At 41.2% G+C, this 17,711-nt stretch carries 18 protein-coding genes; 2 read left to right on the forward strand and 16 right to left on the reverse strand.

Translation table 11 applies throughout. From position 1 onward, the window contains the following. The 16 genes from ACFSTG_RS14545 to ACFSTG_RS14620 form a co-directional block, all read right to left on the reverse strand. On the reverse strand, nt 1-1,573 hold a 1,573-nt coding region (locus ACFSTG_RS14545; protein WP_380754761.1), incomplete at its 3' end, for an NHL repeat-containing protein. 141 nt (nt 1,574-1,714) lie between these two features. Further along, nucleotides 1,715-2,437 carry a response regulator transcription factor gene (locus ACFSTG_RS14550; RefSeq protein ID WP_380754764.1) on the reverse strand — a complete coding sequence of 241 codons (723 nt, stop codon included), beginning with the start codon at nt 2,435-2,437 and terminating at the stop codon, nt 1,715-1,717. 28 nt (nt 2,438-2,465) lie between these two features. Then, nucleotides 2,466-4,037, reverse strand: coding sequence for a sensor histidine kinase (locus tag ACFSTG_RS14555; protein WP_380754767.1), 1,572 nt, complete (start codon nt 4,035-4,037; stop codon nt 2,466-2,468). A gap of 72 nt (nt 4,038-4,109) precedes the next feature. After that, on the reverse strand, nt 4,110-4,694 hold the full coding sequence (coaE, locus tag ACFSTG_RS14560; RefSeq protein ID WP_380754770.1) for a dephospho-CoA kinase: 585 nt from the start codon (nt 4,692-4,694) through the stop codon (nt 4,110-4,112). Continuing rightward, nucleotides 4,691-5,650: a YbbR-like domain-containing protein gene (locus ACFSTG_RS14565; protein WP_380754773.1), complete on the reverse strand. Its 960-nt coding sequence runs from the start codon at nt 5,648-5,650 to the stop codon at nt 4,691-4,693. Before ACFSTG_RS14565 ends, coaE begins: the two co-directional genes overlap by 4 nt. Then, nucleotides 5,634-6,650 (reverse strand): glycosyltransferase, encoded by a 1,017-nt coding sequence (locus ACFSTG_RS14570; RefSeq protein ID WP_380754776.1) that lies wholly within the window; start codon nt 6,648-6,650, stop codon nt 5,634-5,636. Before ACFSTG_RS14570 ends, ACFSTG_RS14565 begins: the two co-directional genes overlap by 17 nt. A gap of 103 nt (nt 6,651-6,753) precedes the next feature. Further along, nucleotides 6,754-7,578, reverse strand: a complete 825-nt coding sequence (locus ACFSTG_RS14575; RefSeq protein ID WP_380754779.1) for an enoyl-ACP reductase FabI — start codon at nt 7,576-7,578, stop codon at nt 6,754-6,756. A 49-nt stretch (nt 7,579-7,627) separates the two neighbouring features. Then, a complete protein-coding gene (gene recN, locus ACFSTG_RS14580; protein ID WP_380754782.1) occupies nt 7,628-9,280 on the reverse strand; it encodes a DNA repair protein RecN in 1,653 nt (550 codons plus the stop codon). A gap of 132 nt (nt 9,281-9,412) precedes the next feature. Beyond that, on the reverse strand, nt 9,413-10,303 hold the full coding sequence (gene porD / locus ACFSTG_RS14585) for a type IX secretion system protein PorD (protein WP_380754785.1): 891 nt from the start codon (nt 10,301-10,303) through the stop codon (nt 9,413-9,415). Next, entirely contained in the window at nt 10,296-11,507 is a 1,212-nt protein-coding gene (coaBC, locus tag ACFSTG_RS14590) for a bifunctional phosphopantothenoylcysteine decarboxylase/phosphopantothenate--cysteine ligase CoaBC (protein ID WP_380754788.1), read from the reverse strand. Before coaBC ends, porD begins: the two co-directional genes overlap by 8 nt. 3 nt (nt 11,508-11,510) lie before the next feature. Further along, entirely contained in the window at nt 11,511-11,837 is a 327-nt protein-coding gene (locus ACFSTG_RS14595) for a DNA-directed RNA polymerase subunit omega (RefSeq protein ID WP_380754791.1), read from the reverse strand. A 15-nt stretch (nt 11,838-11,852) separates the two neighbouring features. Continuing rightward, a complete protein-coding gene (locus ACFSTG_RS14600) occupies nt 11,853-12,668 on the reverse strand; it encodes an outer membrane protein assembly factor BamD (protein WP_380754795.1) in 816 nt (271 codons plus the stop codon). 116 nt (nt 12,669-12,784) lie between these two features. Then, nucleotides 12,785-13,660 carry a 4-hydroxy-tetrahydrodipicolinate synthase gene (gene dapA / locus ACFSTG_RS14605; protein ID WP_380754800.1) on the reverse strand — a complete coding sequence of 292 codons (876 nt, stop codon included), beginning with the start codon at nt 13,658-13,660 and terminating at the stop codon, nt 12,785-12,787. Next, complete coding sequence (locus ACFSTG_RS14610) at nt 13,611-14,183, reverse strand: DUF6913 domain-containing protein (protein WP_380754806.1); 573 nt, start codon at nt 14,181-14,183, stop codon at nt 13,611-13,613. The genes dapA and ACFSTG_RS14610 overlap by 50 nt, the downstream gene beginning before the upstream one ends. Nucleotides 14,184-14,241: 58 nt before the next feature. Further along, nucleotides 14,242-14,940, reverse strand: a complete 699-nt coding sequence (locus ACFSTG_RS14615) for a hypothetical protein (protein WP_380754813.1) — start codon at nt 14,938-14,940, stop codon at nt 14,242-14,244. A 104-nt stretch (nt 14,941-15,044) separates the two neighbouring features. Then, nucleotides 15,045-15,662: a hypothetical protein gene (locus ACFSTG_RS14620; RefSeq protein WP_380754820.1), complete on the reverse strand. Its 618-nt coding sequence runs from the start codon at nt 15,660-15,662 to the stop codon at nt 15,045-15,047. Between the two features lie 272 nt (nt 15,663-15,934). Between ACFSTG_RS14620 and ACFSTG_RS14625 the strand changes: the two genes are divergently transcribed. Continuing rightward, nucleotides 15,935-16,696: a 5'-nucleotidase C-terminal domain-containing protein gene (locus tag ACFSTG_RS14625; RefSeq protein ID WP_380754824.1), complete on the forward strand. Its 762-nt coding sequence runs from the start codon at nt 15,935-15,937 to the stop codon at nt 16,694-16,696. Further along, the gene (locus ACFSTG_RS14630; protein WP_380754829.1) at nt 16,693-17,601 is read left to right on the forward strand and encodes a bifunctional metallophosphatase/5'-nucleotidase; all 909 of its coding nucleotides are present in this window, start codon (nt 16,693-16,695) and stop codon (nt 17,599-17,601) included. The genes ACFSTG_RS14625 and ACFSTG_RS14630 overlap by 4 nt, the downstream gene beginning before the upstream one ends. Nucleotides 17,602-17,711: the final 110 nt, after the last annotated feature.

Below are 17,711 nucleotides of genomic sequence, written 5' to 3' on the forward strand. Positions count from 1 at the left end.
CATCTTTGTCATTCGCTAAAACTCCATCTGTTTTAGAAACTGAAAGTGTTACATTTTCCTGTGTAGTATAGAAATCATCGGGCTCAGCTTCAGGTGCCGTGTTTTTCTGTTCCTTTTGATACTCAATTGAAAATTCTCCATTAGGCTGTGGATCACAAAGAAATAAGGGCTTATTTATTTTAACTTCAACCAGTCCCTCTTCTTCAGGTATTATATTGGCAGTAAAATTATCCTGTCTCTTAAATTCCTTTAGTGAAAAATGGAACTCCACATCAACATCATTTGGGATAGGATAATTACCAATTTTTCCTATATCTAATGATCTTATGACCAAATCCATATTGTTGACATAAATTCTTCCACAATCATTTATGGCTAAATCAATCGGGAGATCAAGGTTTTCTGAAGAAAAACTGCCGGCTAAACTATAGTTATCCTGAGGGTCATAGACTTTAATATCAAAATTTCCGCTATCAATTCCTGCAAAACTATCTAACAAATCTAATGGATCGTTGAACAGAGCATTCAAATCAAAATCATCAGCAAAATCTGCCACATATAAATATCCATAGGCATCTGTCATTAAACTTCCTGGACTGCCCTGTACCTCTTGATTTATTATCGTTACTGGATTGTAGTTCTTATCATATATTAATACCCTGCCATTATTTCCACCCGCATCACTTAAAAAGATATTTCCATTAATATCAACAGCAATTCTTAACGGATCCCTGATGGGGTCTCCTTTAAAGTTGTCGATAGTATGAATCCAATTACCATCTGGAGAATAAATCTTGATAGCATCGAAATTCCCAGTTTTATTACCCGTGTAATTGTCTGCATTGTAAATATTTCCATCACTATCCAGAGCCAGTCCAGATGTACCACGTGGATCATTACTTTCGGCATCTGTACCTGCTCCTATTTCGTTTATTAACTCAAAAGAATTATTAAAAACTAAAATTTGTTTCTTTCCATGATCTGCCACGTAGATATTCCCATTTGCTCTATTAATTACAAAATCTAAAGGTGTTTCAAATTTATCGGCAGAGATAACAGGAACAGGATTTCCAAATTCATACAGACCATTGCCATAGGTTAAATAAAAAAGATTATCATTTCCGTTAAAATCAATACTTATAACGGCTTCAGATAATTGTTCCTCAAGATATGGCCCAAGGTTTCCTAAACCTAAAATACCTCCAATGTCATCCAGGATTTCGTTTAAGGTTTTGTCAATTCTAAAATTTGTTAAGTCTCCTTTTGGTCCATTAAACTTGAAAGTTGGATCAACCCTCTGTAGATTTCCTAAAGAACCATTGATAATTTCAAGTGCAGAATCGTCTATAGAATTAACTGCTTCTTCAAATCTTATGTCAATAGGTATGGGATTAGAGGATGTAGGGCCAGGTGATTCGGTGCTTGTAATGTTCACACCATCCTGTCCAAACGAAACAATTGAAAATAAAAGAAGAAATAGAAGAAAGACTCCTTTCCTACCCCCACAACCCAAAAAATGCCGTGATAGTACGGCAAGCAGGTGTTGCAGGTGTATGTTGGGGAATCCCCTCATTGAATGACGGTTAAGTAGTAAATATAAAAATAGTTAACGCAGACCCCTACAAGAAATTGTTAACATACGTAAACAGGACCTCATCCCGAAAATTTTCCGGGACCAGGTCCTGTTAGAAACTGAAATATTACTTACCGGGAATTAACTCGCGGCTTCTTCCTTGTTTCGTATAACCAGCCTGAAACCTTCCCCGTGGATATTCAGTATCTCCACGTTCTCATCCTTCTTAAGATACTTTCTCAATTTGGCGATATATACGTCCATACTTCTGGAAGTAAAGTAGTTGTCATCTCTCCAGATCTTGGTAAGAGCTAGTTCCCTTGGCATAAGATCGTTCTCATGTAAAGCCAGAAGACGCAGTAATTCGTTCTCTTTAGGTGAGAGTTTAGATGGTTCTTCATCTCTAAAAGTAAGGAACCTGAGTTTTGAATTAAGATGAAAATCCCCTATCTGGAATTCAAACTGCTTACTATCGGCCACGCTATCTGTAGCTTTACGCTGCATAATGGCTTTGATCTTCATAAGCAGTACCTCAGAATCAAAAGGTTTATTCAGGTAATCATCTGCCCCTACTTTATATCCTTTCAGAACATCTTCTTTCATGGCTTTAGCCGTAAGGAAGATAATAGGAATATCTTCATTTTTCTCCCTGATCTCTTTAGCAAGGGTAAACCCATCCTTATAAGGCATCATCACATCAAGGATACAAAGGTCAAAGTCATCTTTCTTGAATTTCTCAAAGCCTTCCATTCCGTTCTTAGCATGGGTTACCTCATAATCGTTCATTGCGAGGTAATCTTTCAATACCGTTCCGAAGTTTGGATCATCTTCAACTAGTAAAATCTTTTTATTTTCAGTTTCCATAAAGTAAGATATTAGTGGTAGTTAATTTTTAAGATATTAATGGTAATTTGATTATAAATGTACTTCCTTTTCCTTTTTCACTTTCCACGCTAATACTTCCGTGGTGGTCGTCAAGGATTCGCTTCACATAGGCTAAGCCTAAACCGTGACCCTTCACATTGTGGATATCACCGGTGTGTTCGCGATAGAATTTTTCAAAAACTTTTTTCTGGACCGGTCTTGTCATTCCACTTCCCTGGTCTCTTATCTTCATTACAATGTAATTCTTGACGTTCTCTGTATAGATGTCAATCTTGGGTTCCTCCGGGGAATATTTCACCGCGTTGTCCAGAATATTTACGATTACATTTGTAAAGTGCATCTGGTTAGCCAGGATGGAGGATTTAAGCGCAGCAAAATGCGTCTGTATATATCCGTCCCTGTCTTCTACGATCAATTCTATGTGCGTGATCGCCTCTTCAATTATTTCATGGAGGTCAAGACGCTCCTTTTTAAGATCAAGTTCGTTCTTTTCAAGTCTTGAGATCCTAAGTACATTCTCAACCTGTGCATGCATCCTTTTGTTCTCATCCCGTATCATCCTGTGATAATGTTCAACCTTTTCAGGATCATTCTTGATCTTAGGATTCTTGATGGCATCAAGGGCCAGGTTGATTGTCGCAATAGGGGTCTTGAACTCGTGGGTCATGTTATTGATGAAATCTGTCTTGATCTCAGATATCTGCCTTTGCCTTATCAATTGAGATAGGGCACTGGAATATGCTATCACAATGATCAATGTAAATATGATAGACAATGCAGCCATAAGGGTAATAGAAGACAATACTACCTGTTTCTTCTCTGTGAAATTCACAAAAAGCTGGTAATTGTTGGTCCCATTATCTCTTGAGAACAAGGGCACCCTGTAGGTTGTCCTGGAATTAAGTTTAAAATCCTCAGATTTTACTTTTGTCGCCAAACCATTTCCATAGACCCCGTATTCAAAAGAGGTATTCATTCCCCTGTTGCTCAATTCCTTACTAATAAGACTTTCCAGATACTCTCCGGAAACCCTGTTATGAATTGGTATTCTACTGGTATACTCACTAACTGTTGACCTAATAAATTCCTTCTCCACATCCTCCATTCTAAACATGCGGTTGATCCTGCCGGGGGTGGAGAGCGAATTTTCGTTCAGACTATCGTTTTTCACAAGCTTAGACACCTTACTGTTTATCAATTTCTTGAAATGTATGGTATCTATGGCTGCATCCAAAAATGCAGTAGAGAGCTTATAATCTTCTTCAATGATACCATGCGAATAAACCTGAATTTCGTTTGAAAATTCGTCTCGCTGTACCTGGAAGATCTCACTCATTATCGAACTGTCAGGTTCTACACCCAGACTATCGACAACCTCCTGCAGGGCAAAGTAGTAATTCTCAAGCTCCTTGTTCTCCACTTCACTCGCTACTCTGCGTAATATTTGCTTGGCGTTAAAAGAGAATTGTTCCTCCTTACTTTCAACGGTGTTTTTTATCCAATATCCCTGAACAAATATGATTCCTATTAGGGAGAGACTCATGAGTACCACCAAAAGAAAAAATATCTTTTTGTTCATATCTCAAAAGTATGATTTTAACATTTAGCCTTTTAAGCATTTAACCAAATGTTAACAAAAGAAACCTAGAATTTACGCGCTCTGCAGCATAATTAAGTGAATATTTCGCACCTCCTGACGGGTGCGGGAAAGATCATTATTTTCTATAATGAAGTTTGCCAATGCAGCTTTTTTTTCGTCGCTCCATTGATTCTCCATTCTTGCTTCTATTTCTTCAAGACTTGAGTTATCCCTCTGCAGGAGCCGCTCGATTTTCACTTCATGCGGGGCGGTGATCAAAAGGGTGAAATCACATTTTTCAGATCCCCCTTTCTCAAATAAAATAGCTGCTTCATAGACGACGTATGCAGATTGTTGTTTACTCTTCCACTCCTCAAAATGCCTGTTTACTGCCGGGTGTACAATGGCATTTAATTTCTCCAGCAATTCTTTACTTTTAAAAACCCTATCCGCTAAATATTTTCTATCCAGGCCATTCGAAGTGTAGGAATTTTCTCCAAATATTTCGGTTATTGCCTTCTTAACCCCGGGATCGGAATTCATTAATTCTTTGGCTTCATCATCTGCAATATAGACCGGAACCCCCAATTCTCGGAAAAAATTTGCTACGGTTGTTTTTCCGCTTCCTATTCCCCCGGTCAAGCCCAGTACTTTCATTTCTTGATGATAAATTGGATCTTTTTCTCGTTAATGCGCAAATTGGCTGTAAAATCAGGTTTTTGAACAATCTCGGGAATCAGGAAGTCCTGGTCTTTCTGCAAACCATCAAAGTTCGCCACCACCCTAAAATCGGAAGGACTTACTTTTGAGTAATCCTGTAGGTTCACCTGGAAGAACAACAAGGTTTCTTTGGGAAATATGACCACGTTGAGATCCTCGGGCACATTTATAAGCTCTATGGGTACCCTCACACTACCTTCGGTAAATTTTTCTACCTCAACTTCATAGTTTATGGAAGGTCTGTATAAGGTAAGTCCCCTCATTCCGCTGGTATCGATCTTTACTGTTCCTGATACATCACTTTTGACCTTACTGAGACTCAATTTTTCAGTATAGAGTACAGAAAGGGTATCGAGCAGGCCATCAGGGCCGCTCACCACCACCGAATCAGGTTCTGTTTGCAAAGCCTCCCTTGCCGAATAACCAACTGCGAATTCGATCTCAACCCTGGGAATTACCTTTAGCTTCTTTTCCTTTTTCTGCTGAAAATTGATGGCCAGCACATCTTTCACAAACCGGCTGTCGTCAAAATCAATGTCCAGTTGGGAAATGATATCACTCCGGTTCTCATCAATGAAATACAGAAGTTTCCCATCCTGTTCAGCGGCTCTGGAAACATCTACATTTAAGGTTGGTGGAAAAAGGGAATACCAGGCGATCTTAAAGCCTGTTTTCTCCATTCTGAGTTTTAGAATGCGTGGGTTGTCATCAGCCAGCATTATGTCTGGCGGTATATTTACATACTGCACAGGTATATTGATCACTTCATTATACTGCTTTGAGAACTGCACAAAAATCCAGATCACCACAGCAAAAACGAGAAAGAAGATGAAGGAGTTGATATCGGTCTTTTTAAACCTTCTCCTGGTCCCGGATTTAGTCTTTTTTAGCATGCTGAAAAAATAGTTTCGGAAACCTCTTTTCAGGGGGTTCATTAAAAAACCTAATATAACAGGTAGATCTGCAGAAACCAAGCCCGTATCCTAAAAATTGCAAAAGAGCTGCCCAAACTGAATAAACCGCGATCTTAAGATCACGATTACTCCTGAAGGAATCCAGAAAGATCAATAAAAAGTACCCCAGGTAGAGAAATAAAAAGAGAGAATAGCCTAACCCCATTAGCACAATGCTCAAAAATAAACCGGAAGTAAACAAAGTAGGAAACCAATAGGTGGCCTTAGCCGACTCTGGATGCCATTGGTTTAAAACAGGCCGCACCAATCCGAATTTATTAACCTGGGTATAGAATTTCTTCCAGTCTATTCTTCGCTTATGGTACACAAAAGCATCGGGAAACAACCTGGTCTTATAACCCATCTTCCAAAGCCGCAGCACCAGATCTGGATCCTCACCGGGGTGGATCCTGCCAAAGCCACCGCTTTTTTCAAATGCCTCCCTTGAAAGACCCATATTGAAGCTCCTCGGTTGAAAGGAACCTACCCTTTTCTGCCCACCCCGAATGCCTCCCGTGGTTAAAAATGAGGTCATGGTGAAGTTAATGGCTTTCTGAACAGCCGTAAAACTCTCATGTGCAGCGTCGGGCCCGCCAAAACAGTGAACGAAACCGGCGGTAAGTTCTGTGTCAACCTCTGTGAGATAAGGCTCAGGAAGAATGACATCAGAATCAAGAATTAAAAAATAATCTCCTTTCGCCCTTTTCATTCCGTAGTTTCGGGAATCCCCCGGTCCCGAATTGGGTTTAGTCAGGTAGGTAATATTCAGCGAATCCTCAAAATTCTGCACTACCTCTGCCGCAGTCTCTGTAGAACCGTCCTCCACGATCACGATCTCAAATGAACGCGGGAAATCAAGTTGCTGCATACTCAACAGCAGTTCCTTGATTTCCTGAGGCCGATTATAGACGGGGATGACAAAGGAATAATTAAGCTTCATGTCACAAATGTATGAAAGAAATGAGCCGGGCATGGCATAAATAAAAGAAGGCCGTGAATATTAATACTTCACGGCCTCCCTCAACATATATAGTTTGAATTAGCTACTCTTCCTGGCCATTAATAAAGGCCTCCATCACCTGCTGGCTCACGCCCATATTTGAAAAACCTCCGTCATTATAGAGATTTTGCAGGGTCACTCTTTTGGTAAGGTCTGAGAAAAGGGTGATGATATAATTTGCACAATCCATTCCCGTAGCATTTCCCAGGGGAGACATTTTATCTGCGTAAGCGATAAACCCATCAAAACCTTTTACTCCGGTACCTGCTGTAGTAGGAGTTGGAGATTGTGAAATGGTATTTACCCGTACGTTTTTCTCTTTTCCGAAGAAATATCCAAAACTACGGGCAATAGATTCAAGATAAGCTTTGTTATCGGCCATGTCATTGTAATCTGGAAAAACCTTTTGGGCGGCGATATAGGAAAGGGCCATAATACTTCCCCACTCATTCATTGCATCTTTTTTATAAAGGCTCTGCATGGTCTTATGGAAAGAAACTGCCGACACGTCCCAACCTTTCGTGGTATAGTCGTAGTTCATATTGGTATAGTGGTTTCCTTTTCTCACATTCACAGACATCCCGATGGAATGCAAAACAAAATCAAGCTTTCCTCCAAGAATTTCCATGGCTTTCTCTACCAGGTTATCAAGGTCTTCAACGCTGGTGGCATCGGCCGGAATGATCTCAGCCCCGGTTTTCTCAGCCAGGTCTTTTATATTACCCATTCTCATCGCTATAGGGGCATTGGTAAGAACGAACTGTCCGCCTTCCTCATGCACACGCATGGCGGTTTTCCAGGCGATCGAGTTTTCATCCAGGGCACCAAAGATGATCCCTTTTTTTCCTTTGAGTAGATTATAAGACATGGTTTATTTTTTTGGTTTCTGTTAAGCGGGTAAATATAATAAACATCTTTTAATTTAACAGCGCTTTTGCGTGGGCCACGGCGGAATCGGTAATGTTTTTGCCGCCCAACATCATCGCAAGTTCTTCTACCCGCTCCTCCTTTTTCAATTCCTTTATATTGGTAATGGTACTGTTAGCTGCATCTTCTTTATAGATCCTAAAATGGGAATCCCCTTTTCCGGCTATCTGCGGAAGGTGGGTAATCGCAATTACCTGCATCACCTCACCCATCTTCTGCAGGATCACGGCCATTTTCTGAGCAATGTCCCCTGAAACCCCCGTATCTATCTCATCGAAAATGATCGTAGGAAGTTTGCTGTAGGTGGCCAGGATACTCTTTACGGCAAGCATGATCCTGGATAATTCGCCGCCTGATGCTGCTTTTTTAATATCATTATAACTTCCGCCCTTGTTGGCTGAAAGCAGCCAGTTCATTTTATCCTGCCCGTTAGGGAAAAACTCCTGCTGTTCCTTAAGTTCAATTTTCAGCGTAGCATTTGGCATCCCAAGGTCTGCGAGAATAAGTTCTACCTCTTTAATGAATACCGGAATGACAGATTTCCTGGATTTATGTAATTCAGAGGCAAATGTTGTAAGCTCTTTTCTTTGTTCAGCGATGGCTTTCTCTGCCTTCGCGATCTCTTCTTCAGCGTTTTCTGAAAGACTTACCTTCTCAGTCAGGGTCTCCTGAATTTCCTTCAATTCGGTAACTGTGGAAACCATGTGTTTTTTCTGAAGGTTGTACAAAACCTGTAATTTGTCATTTACCTTTGCCAGTTCTTCAGGATTGGCCTCTACTTTTTCAAGTGTAGCTTCCAGTTCGGTGGCGATGTCGTCAAGTTCTATGTTGACGCTTTGCAGACGATCAAAAAGCTGGTGATAACCAGATGAAATGTTAGCGATGCGCTGCAGGTTGTTTCGCGCCTCTTTCAGAGATGCCGCAGCTCCTATCTCTTCCTGCTGAATATGATTCACCGCGCTTCCCAGTTGCTCTGTGAGCTCCTCAACATTGCTTAGTTCTTCGTACCGTTCTTCCAGTTCCTCCTGCATCCCCTCCTCAAGCTTTGCCTGCTGAAGTTCGTTCAGTAAAAAAAGATTATAATCGTATTCTTTTGCCGCCTGCGCCTGCTCCTCTTTAAGATTATGCAGTTTCTTCTGAAGCAGTTTTAACTGCTGAAGTGATTTCTGGTAAGATATAAGGTTTCCCGAATTGTTAGCCAGAGAATCTATCACGAGGAATTGATAATCATTGTCTCCAAGACTCAGGGTCTCATGCTGACTGTGAATATCGAGCAGCTGCTCCCCTAACGCCTGAAGGGAAGAAAGGTTTGCCGGGGTGTCATTTATAAAAGCCCTGGACTTCCCCGAAGGCAGGATCTCCCGGCGAATTATTGTTTGAGTTTCATAATCAAGATCTTCAGCAGCAAAAAGCGACGTAAGATCATAAGCTGCAAGGTTGAAAGTTCCTTCTATCACACATTTTTTCTCCAGATCACGTATGGCACTAAAGTCGGCACGTTTACCAAGAAGCAGGGAAAGAGCCCCCAACATGATTGATTTTCCGGCCCCGGTTTCCCCGGTAATTATGGTAAAACCTTCCTGAAGATTCATTTGAATATCTTCAATGAGGGCGTAATTTTTAATGGAAAGCGTTGTTAGCAAGAGAATTGAAATTTAAGGTAAAGATACATGAGAATTCTTTTCGAATCCAAACCTGTATAGAAAGATACAAAGATTTATTCCCGACCCTGCTTTTTAAAAATTCGGGGCCATCTTCCCAAATACAACTTCAGGTTAGTACCTAATGTTTGCCCATTTGTGAGAGAAAGTGGGTGCCAGGTTGTTCAGGGCGTCCACTACCTCCTTGATCTGCACAGAAGGTCCTCCACTGAAGACCTGTTCGACCTCATCAGATTTGGCATCAAAAAAGGTTCGAAGCAGCAAAGAATTTGGTCTGCGGGAATTCATTCTTTCCAGGTCCAGAATGGCTTTCGCCACACCTTTCTTCCCTTCGGCAGGAGACATATGCATACGGTCAAGACCATCGCGGTGGTAAGTGTACATGGCCGTTCTAAATTCAGAAAAGGAATTGGATAAAAGATCCTGATTTAGCCTGTACCGGGATGCATTCCCATCTGTACTCTTCCAGCCTACCCGGGCACTCTGTTGTGCGAGGTTTACGATCTTATTTGCTTCCTGAAAATATTTTGTCCCTCCCTGTTCTTCGAAGGTATCTGCATCAAGCCCTAAAATGGTGTAGACATAGTATGCCACTACTGAGACCAGGTTATTATCGAAATTATTGGGATTAAAGGTGAAGGGAGCATATTCGGTGTAGGTGAATCCCAACTGTTCATCATTGAAATTGAAGACAGGACTTACCATGGTTGATCCAAAAACCGGCCGGGAAGACTGCACCTGTATCGTTCCTGTAAAAGAATCGGCATCATAGCTGCTAATATTGATAAACATACTGCAGTTGATGCGTTCATGCGGAGCAAGCTGAAGGTTGGTCCAGCTGGTCTGGTTGATGAATTCGGTTAGTGAATTTTGCAGGGTTTTAAAGACGGTGACATTGGTCCTTCCCGTTTGTTCGGCATTCACCACAACCTGACAATTGAGCTCCTGGCCAAAACTTAAATAACCTGACAAAAGGAAGACGAGAACAAAAAACAGCTTATTCATTGAGTACCACGATTAATTCCTTCAATATATCACCCGCCACTTCTTTTTTTGACTTGAGACCGAAATCCATTTTTCTGCCGTCACTAAAAAGAATGCTTATTTTATTGGTATCGGTTTTAAAACCGGCTCCCGGATCGTTGAGCGAATTCAGCACTATAAAATCCAGGTTCTTCTTTTCCAGTTTCCCCCGGGCGTTCTGCACTTCATTTTCTGTTTCCAGGGCAAAACCAACCAGGATCTGCTCCTTTTTTTCTTTTCCCAGTGCCGCAAGAATATCCGGTGTGGGTTCCAGTTCCAGATGCAGGTTCCCTGCTTCTTTTTTGATCTTCTGGTTTTCCACGTTCTTTGGCCTGTAATCTGAAACCGCAGCTGCTGCAATTGCTGCATTCACTTCAGGAAAATTTTCCATAGCAGCCTCATACATTTCCTGGGCACTTTGAACCCGAATCAAATTGATAGCAGGATCTGGGTTTTCAAGATGTGTAGGGCCCGCGATGAGGGTTACTTTAGCACCCGCGGCATTGGCCGCAGCCGCCAGTTCAAAGCCCATTTTTCCGCTGGAATGGTTTCCTATAAAACGTACGGGATCAATGGCTTCGTATGTAGGACCCGCAGTTATGAGTATCTTTTTGTTCCTGAGCGGAAGATTTTCAGAAATATGGTCTTCAATAAATTGCACGATCTCTTCGGGCTCTGCCATTCTGCCCTCGCCTACAAGGCCACTGGCAAGTTCACCTGTTCCTGCAGGGATCATAATATTTCCGAAGGAAACAAGACTGTCAAAACTGTTTTTGGTAGAGGGATGCCTGTACATATCAAGATCCATGGCAGGAGCGAAATATACCGGACATTTAGCCGAAAGATAAGTGGCCAGCAGGAAGTTATCGCTGTTGCCGGCCGCCATTTTGGAAAGGGTATTCGCTGTTGCAGGTGCTACCAGCATGAGATCTGCCCACAACCCGAGCTCAACATGATTGTTCCACATGCCGTTTTCATCCTCTTCCCTGGTAAAGGATGAAATTACCTCATTTTTGGAAAGCGTGGATAAAGTAAGAGGGGTGACAAATTCTTTGGCAGCAGGTGTCATGATGACTTTTACTTCTGCCCCGGCCTTTATGAAAAGACGTACAAGAAAAGCTGTTTTATAAGCGGCAATTCCGGCAGTGACGCCGAGTAATATTTTCTTGCCGCTTAATACAGACATAGGTTATTCTTCGCTTTTGGTATTGCGGTAGTAAATTTTATCATCCAGCCACTCCTGAACTGCTAAAGCATGGGGCTTAGGCAGTTTCTCATAGAATTTGGAAACTTCGATCTGTTCCTTGTTCTCAAAGATCTCGTCAAGGCTGTCATTGTAAGTAGCAAATTCATCAAGCTTCTCCAACAACTCCTTTTTGATTTCAGAGTTGATCTGCGTGGCCCTTTTGGAAATAATTGAGATCGCCTCGTAAATGTTGTTGGTAGGCGCATCAATTGAATTTTTGTCCAGCGTTGTGGTGTTCACAGGCGCATCAGTCTTTTTTAAATCTATCATTGTTACTTCTCTTGATTATAAATTTTGTTGTTTTTCCTCAATATCTGAAAAAGCAGCTTCCGCTTCAGCAGTGAACTCTCCCTGCGGATAGTATCGCTTGTAATCTTCATAATAAGAACGGGCGGCAGTTAACCTTTCAGGCATAGCATAAGCATAACTATTTATAGCATATTGATAAGCAGAATCAAACTTGTAATAGAAAGCCATCTCTCTGAACGGAGAACCTGGATACTCCAGGATGAAATTATTGAAAGCCGTTATTGCAGCCTTGTAATTAAGGGTATGATGATATTGCTTTGCAATTTCATAGGCCTTTCTTTCTAGTTTCACCCGTAGCTCTGTGATTAGCTCATTAGCTTCATCAAGTCTTTCACTCTCAGGAAAACGGTTGATGAATGCCTGCAATTTTTCGATCGCCTTATGGGTTTCTGTCTGGTCAAGATCATACCGCGGAGAAAGGTTATAATAACTTTTGGCTCCCTTGAAAGCAGCCTCCTCCAGTTTTTCACTCTGGGGATAGGTCTCGGTGAACCTTTCAAACTGGTAACCTGCCAGGTAATGATCTCCTAACTCATAGTAAGTATCGGCATAAAGGAAACTAAGTCTCTGCCCCTGGGGTTTTCCCCTGTACTCGGGCATGATCTGTTCAAACAGACGTAGCGCCTTCCTGAACTTCTTTTTAGTATTTCCTTCTCCGGCTTTTGCTTCGTTGTACAATTTTTCTGCAGTAGAATACTTAACCGCAGTATCTGAGCTCTTGAGAACTTTTTGATACTGGCTGCAGGAGGTTGCAACAAAAACAAGGCTTAATAAGAGGATAAATCTTTTCATTATTGGTATTAACATCTGGCAAAAATACTCTTTTCTGCCATATTATAAAAACTTTAGTTTCAGCAGTATTTGGTGGGCTTATCACCCTTCGGCACACTTGATATCCAGGTCAATTTCTAGAAATTATCAACGAAAGAATTGATCTTGTTTGTCAATTCCTGCGTAGACTTTACCAGCGGAAGCCTTAAAGTATTCTTACAAATACCTCTTTTTGCCAGCAGAGCCTTAATTCCCACAGGGTTACCTTCAGCAAAGATCATATCAATAGATGGAGCAACTTCATAATGTATTTTGTAGGCCTCATCTACTTTCCGGTCAAGTCCCAGTCTCACCATTTCAGAAAATTCAGCAGGAAACCCCTGTCCTATTACCGAGATCACCCCGTGCCCCCCGGCAAGCACCATAGGCAAAGTGATCATATCGTCTCCCGAAATAACCAGAAAGTCCTTTGGCACCATAGAGATCAGGTTCATTGCCTGCACCATATCTCCTGCAGCTTCCTTTATTCCTATGATGTTCTCCACTTCTGTTGCCAGTCTTTTAACCGTGGCGGGAAGCACGTTTGAACCTGTTCTTCCCGGCACATTGTAAAGGATGACCGGTTTCTTTGAAGCAGCCGCCACAGCCTTATAGTGCTGGTAGATACCCTCCTGTGAAGGTTTGTTATAATAAGGGGAAACTGAAAGTACAGCATCAAAGGCAGAAAGATCTGTTTTTTCAAGCTCTTCAACTACCTTACCAGTGCAGTTTCCTCCAACCCCAAGAACAAGAGGAATCCTGCCATTGTTCCCGGCAACCACAGTATCTATGACCTGTCTCTTTTCTTCAGAATTCATGGTCGCACTTTCTCCCGTGGTTCCCAATACAACCATATAATCTATCCCGTTCTCCACCTGGAAATTCACCAGTTTCTTCAGGGCTTCTGTATCTACTTTAAGGTCTTCAGTAAAAGGAGTGATCAAAGCTACTCCCGTGCCTATGAATTTGTTCATTATGCTGTTTGATTAAGTATTGTAAATATTTTTTAAGTTCTTTCAGGAAAACAGCAGCTTCATCGGCATCAGTACTTATCATCAGGTCGAACATATCACTGTATTTTTCTGTATTCCGCCCTACTTTGAGTCGGGCGTGGGAAAGAGAAACGAGTAAAGCTGCCAGTTTATTATCATGTTTTGTAAAAGAGACCAATACATCGAAAGGACGTTTAAGGAACTCCTCTACTTCCCCATTTTTGATCTTTCCATTCCACCCCAGGTCCTGCATGGTAAAAACCAGACCCTCAAAAACATCAGTTTTAAGCCTTTTATCTTTACAGGTTAAAATAGTGAAATCCCGGTCTGGGATTCCCAGCTCCTCCTGCCATTTTAAGAAGCTATCTTTTGGGGCGTCAGCCTCATGATCGAGGATCACCCCTATGTTGGTGATCATATTCACATCTATAGTGGACGGGATGGAATCACTTTTGCCTTCACCTTTTCTGTAGGCGGCTCCTATCTTTAAATCTGAAATTATCACGGGACAAAATTAGGTATTATTAAAACACAAAAAGAAGAGATGGAAAGAGAATTTTTAACTAGACCAGATGTAAAAGCCGAAGTTTCTTTTCCTTTGTCACGAAAAACAGGAACACGAGCTTTAGGGCAGCAAACCTTATTAGAGATCCCACCAATTCAACACTTAGGTCCCTGAAGTAAAACACTTCCATATCCCTGAAAACATCAGAAAATATAAAGGAAAGGGTAAGACACATGAAAAAAACCGATTTTCGGGAAAAAGAATTCAGGTAGTAGACCAGTGCCGTTATGGCGAAAATAAGGATGTTGAGATAGTAAAGTATATACAGGGAGAACATTAGTCCATCTGAAAGGCTGCGTTCTATTTCCATGATGTGAAGGAACAGGAGGTAGGTATAGATCGCTACGACCACCATGAAATAAAGAGACATGAACCTGCTCCCCCTTTCATATTCGGTATTTTTGATCGCCTCCCTTACCAGAAAAATGTAGGAGGCAAGCCAGAGTCCCAGAATGATGTGATTAAAATACCAGGAATCCTGCAGAAAAGCCATACCATTTGCGGCCACAACACAAATAAGGAAAGCCAGGAAGTTTAGATTTTTTATAGGCAGGTCCCGTAGGTAATACCCCAAAAGAGGCAAGATAAAAAGGAACTCTCCACTCTTTTTTAGCCAGAAATCATCCTTCAAAACTCCAATAAAATTTGCCACAATAGCTGCGATCACCAGGAAGGCAAAAAAGTATTTTTGTTTCATTTTCCCTAAAAATATTGGCAATATATAAATTTTACCTGTACAGAAATCAACTCATATCCTGTGAGAAGATTAACTGCGAATAAAACAGATGAAATACACAAATTTTAAACAAGGGGAATGACCGCCGACCTTCTTCTGTGAAGTGCATGTTGCACCAATGCATAGTAGGTGATCACATGGAATAATGGAAAGAACATGTTTACACTTATATCATCAACCACATATAATTTAAAGAACAGGGAAAGCTCTGAGACCAGCAGGGAAGCCGAAGCAAGCATCAGCCACAGCGAAGCATAATGAGACTTAAGCAGGTATCCCGTGAAAGTAATGGCGAGTAAAAGGGTTAAAAGGAAAAGGTAGGTATATGCCGAATATTTATACGGAGAAATAACCTGGGGCACCAGGTCTGCAATAGTAATAAATAAAAACACCAGGAATAGGTACATAATGGATAGGGATACCCATTCAACGATATGCACTTCCGATTTTTGAAAACCTGTAATTGCTAGAAGATAAATGATCGCAAGACCGATCATAAAAGTACTCATAACTATATTAGGGTAATTGGGAAAACCATAGAAAAGGAAAATATCCCGCAGGTAAAAAAAGAGCAGGGCTACCACTATGGTCACGAACCATTTTCTGGTCTTTAACCTGTAATACAGTATGAGTGTAGGAATAAGCAGGTAGTTGGCCCCGATCTTAAGGGGTTTAATTTCCATAAATGCCCCTACAATAAAAAGAACTGCAATAAGAATGAATAAAACAAAAACCTTTTGCCTCGCTTTCAACAGAATCTATATAAAGTAATGTTCGATTTTTCCTGATCTGTAGGGCGATCAAAATTAGGTGAAAAATAAGATAATTTTTATTACCACCCTCCTTTTGTTCTGAAAAGTAGGAAATTCCGGCAGAAAATTCAAAAAAATTAGATCTTCACTCCAAAGAAAGGAGAAGAAAAAATTACTTTTGTAGATCACGAACAAGCCTCCGCATGAGAAACCTAAGTGTCATCATCCTCCTTTTTCCCCTTCTGCTTTCGTCCTGCAGGAACAGCAGGAATCTGGAACTTTCAGAAATAAACGGAAAACAACTGAACATATCAGATTCCATTCCCGCAGATTCCTCCATAACTAATTTCATAACCCCCTACAAGGAACATATAGACCGGGAAATGAACGCTGTACTTGCCTATACTCCCTATAATCTTCAAAAGACAGACGGAGAACTAAATACAGCTATAGGGAACATGATGGCAGATGCCGTTATGGAATTAGCTTCCCCTGTGTTTGAAGAAAGAACTGGTAAAAGTATAGATGCCGTATTACTGAACCATGGCGGAATAAGATCTTCGGTCAATAAAGGAGAGATCACCACCCGTACGGCTTTCCAGGTCATGCCCTTTGAAAATGAAGTAGTTGTGGCTGAAATGAAAGGAACGCACATCAATGAAATGATCACTTACCTGCTTGATGCTGGTACCGCGCACCCTGTGGCAGGACTGGAACTCGAAATAGACAGTGAGAATAAGATCAGGAAAGTCTTGATTCAGGGAGAACCAATTGTAAAAGAGAAAAGTTATTATGTTGCCACAAACGATTACCTGTATAACGGCGGCGACAATATGGTTTTCTTTTCCAGGGCGGTCTCTGTCACAAGTCTTGATTACAAGATTAGAAATCTGCTTATTGATTATTTCAGGGAAAAAGATACTATTGCACCGGCGAGGGATCAACGATTTATCAGGATAAAATGAAAAGAAGAAGCTTTATAAAACAAACCGCAGCAGCAGGAACATTAGCCGGTATAGGAAGTATGGGGCTAATGTCCTTTTCTACGGAAGAAAAAAAGAAACATATCACCATTCTTCACACCAACGATGTTCATAGCCATATAGAACCTTTTGATGCCGACCATGCAGATTTCCCGAACCAGGGAGGAATTGCCCGAAGATATAGCCTTATCCAAAGCATCAGAAAGGAAAACCCAAATACCCTTCTCCTGGATGCCGGGGATATATTCCAGGGAACTCCTTATTTCAATTTTTATGGCGGGGAGCTGGAGTTTAAACTTATGAGCAAATTACAATATGATGCCGCAACTATTGGCAATCATGATTTTGATAATGGCATTGACGGACTTCTTGCCCAATTGCCACACGCAGAATTTCCTTTCTTAAGTGCCAACTACGATTTCACCAACACTGTCATGGATGGACAGGTGAAACCTTACAAAATATTCTTTAAAGACGGTGTGAAGGTGGGCGTGTTTGGTCTGGGAATAGAACTGGAAGGCCTGGTTGGCAAAAAACTCTACAAGGAAACCCAATATCTTGATCCCGTAGAAATGGCAAAGGAAACCGTAACCCAGCTGAAGCAGGAAAAATGTGACCTGGTAATCTGCCTGTCCCACCTTGGTTATCATTACCGGCACGAGAAAATCAGTGATCTCAAACTTGCCGCATTAACCAAAGATATTGACTTGATCATTGGAGGCCACACCCACACTTTCCTCAAAAAACCAACGGTAACCCAAAATAGTGAAGGCAAAAATGTTTTGGTGAACCAGGTGGGTTGGGCCGGGGTTAACCTGGGCAGAATAGATTTCTTTTTTGACAGGACCGGAAAGACTATGGAAAACGGGACCACTATTATCGTATAGATTCATTATCCATGAATGGTTCTTTTAAAATTCGCCATTTGTTCATATTTTTTAATAATCGCATCAAATAAGCGTGTTATTAATAATTTCTGTAGTTTTATAGAGAACAG

The organism is Salinimicrobium flavum (genome assembly GCF_042684505.1).
Lineage (GTDB): Bacteria > Bacteroidota > Bacteroidia > Flavobacteriales > Flavobacteriaceae > Salinimicrobium > Salinimicrobium flavum.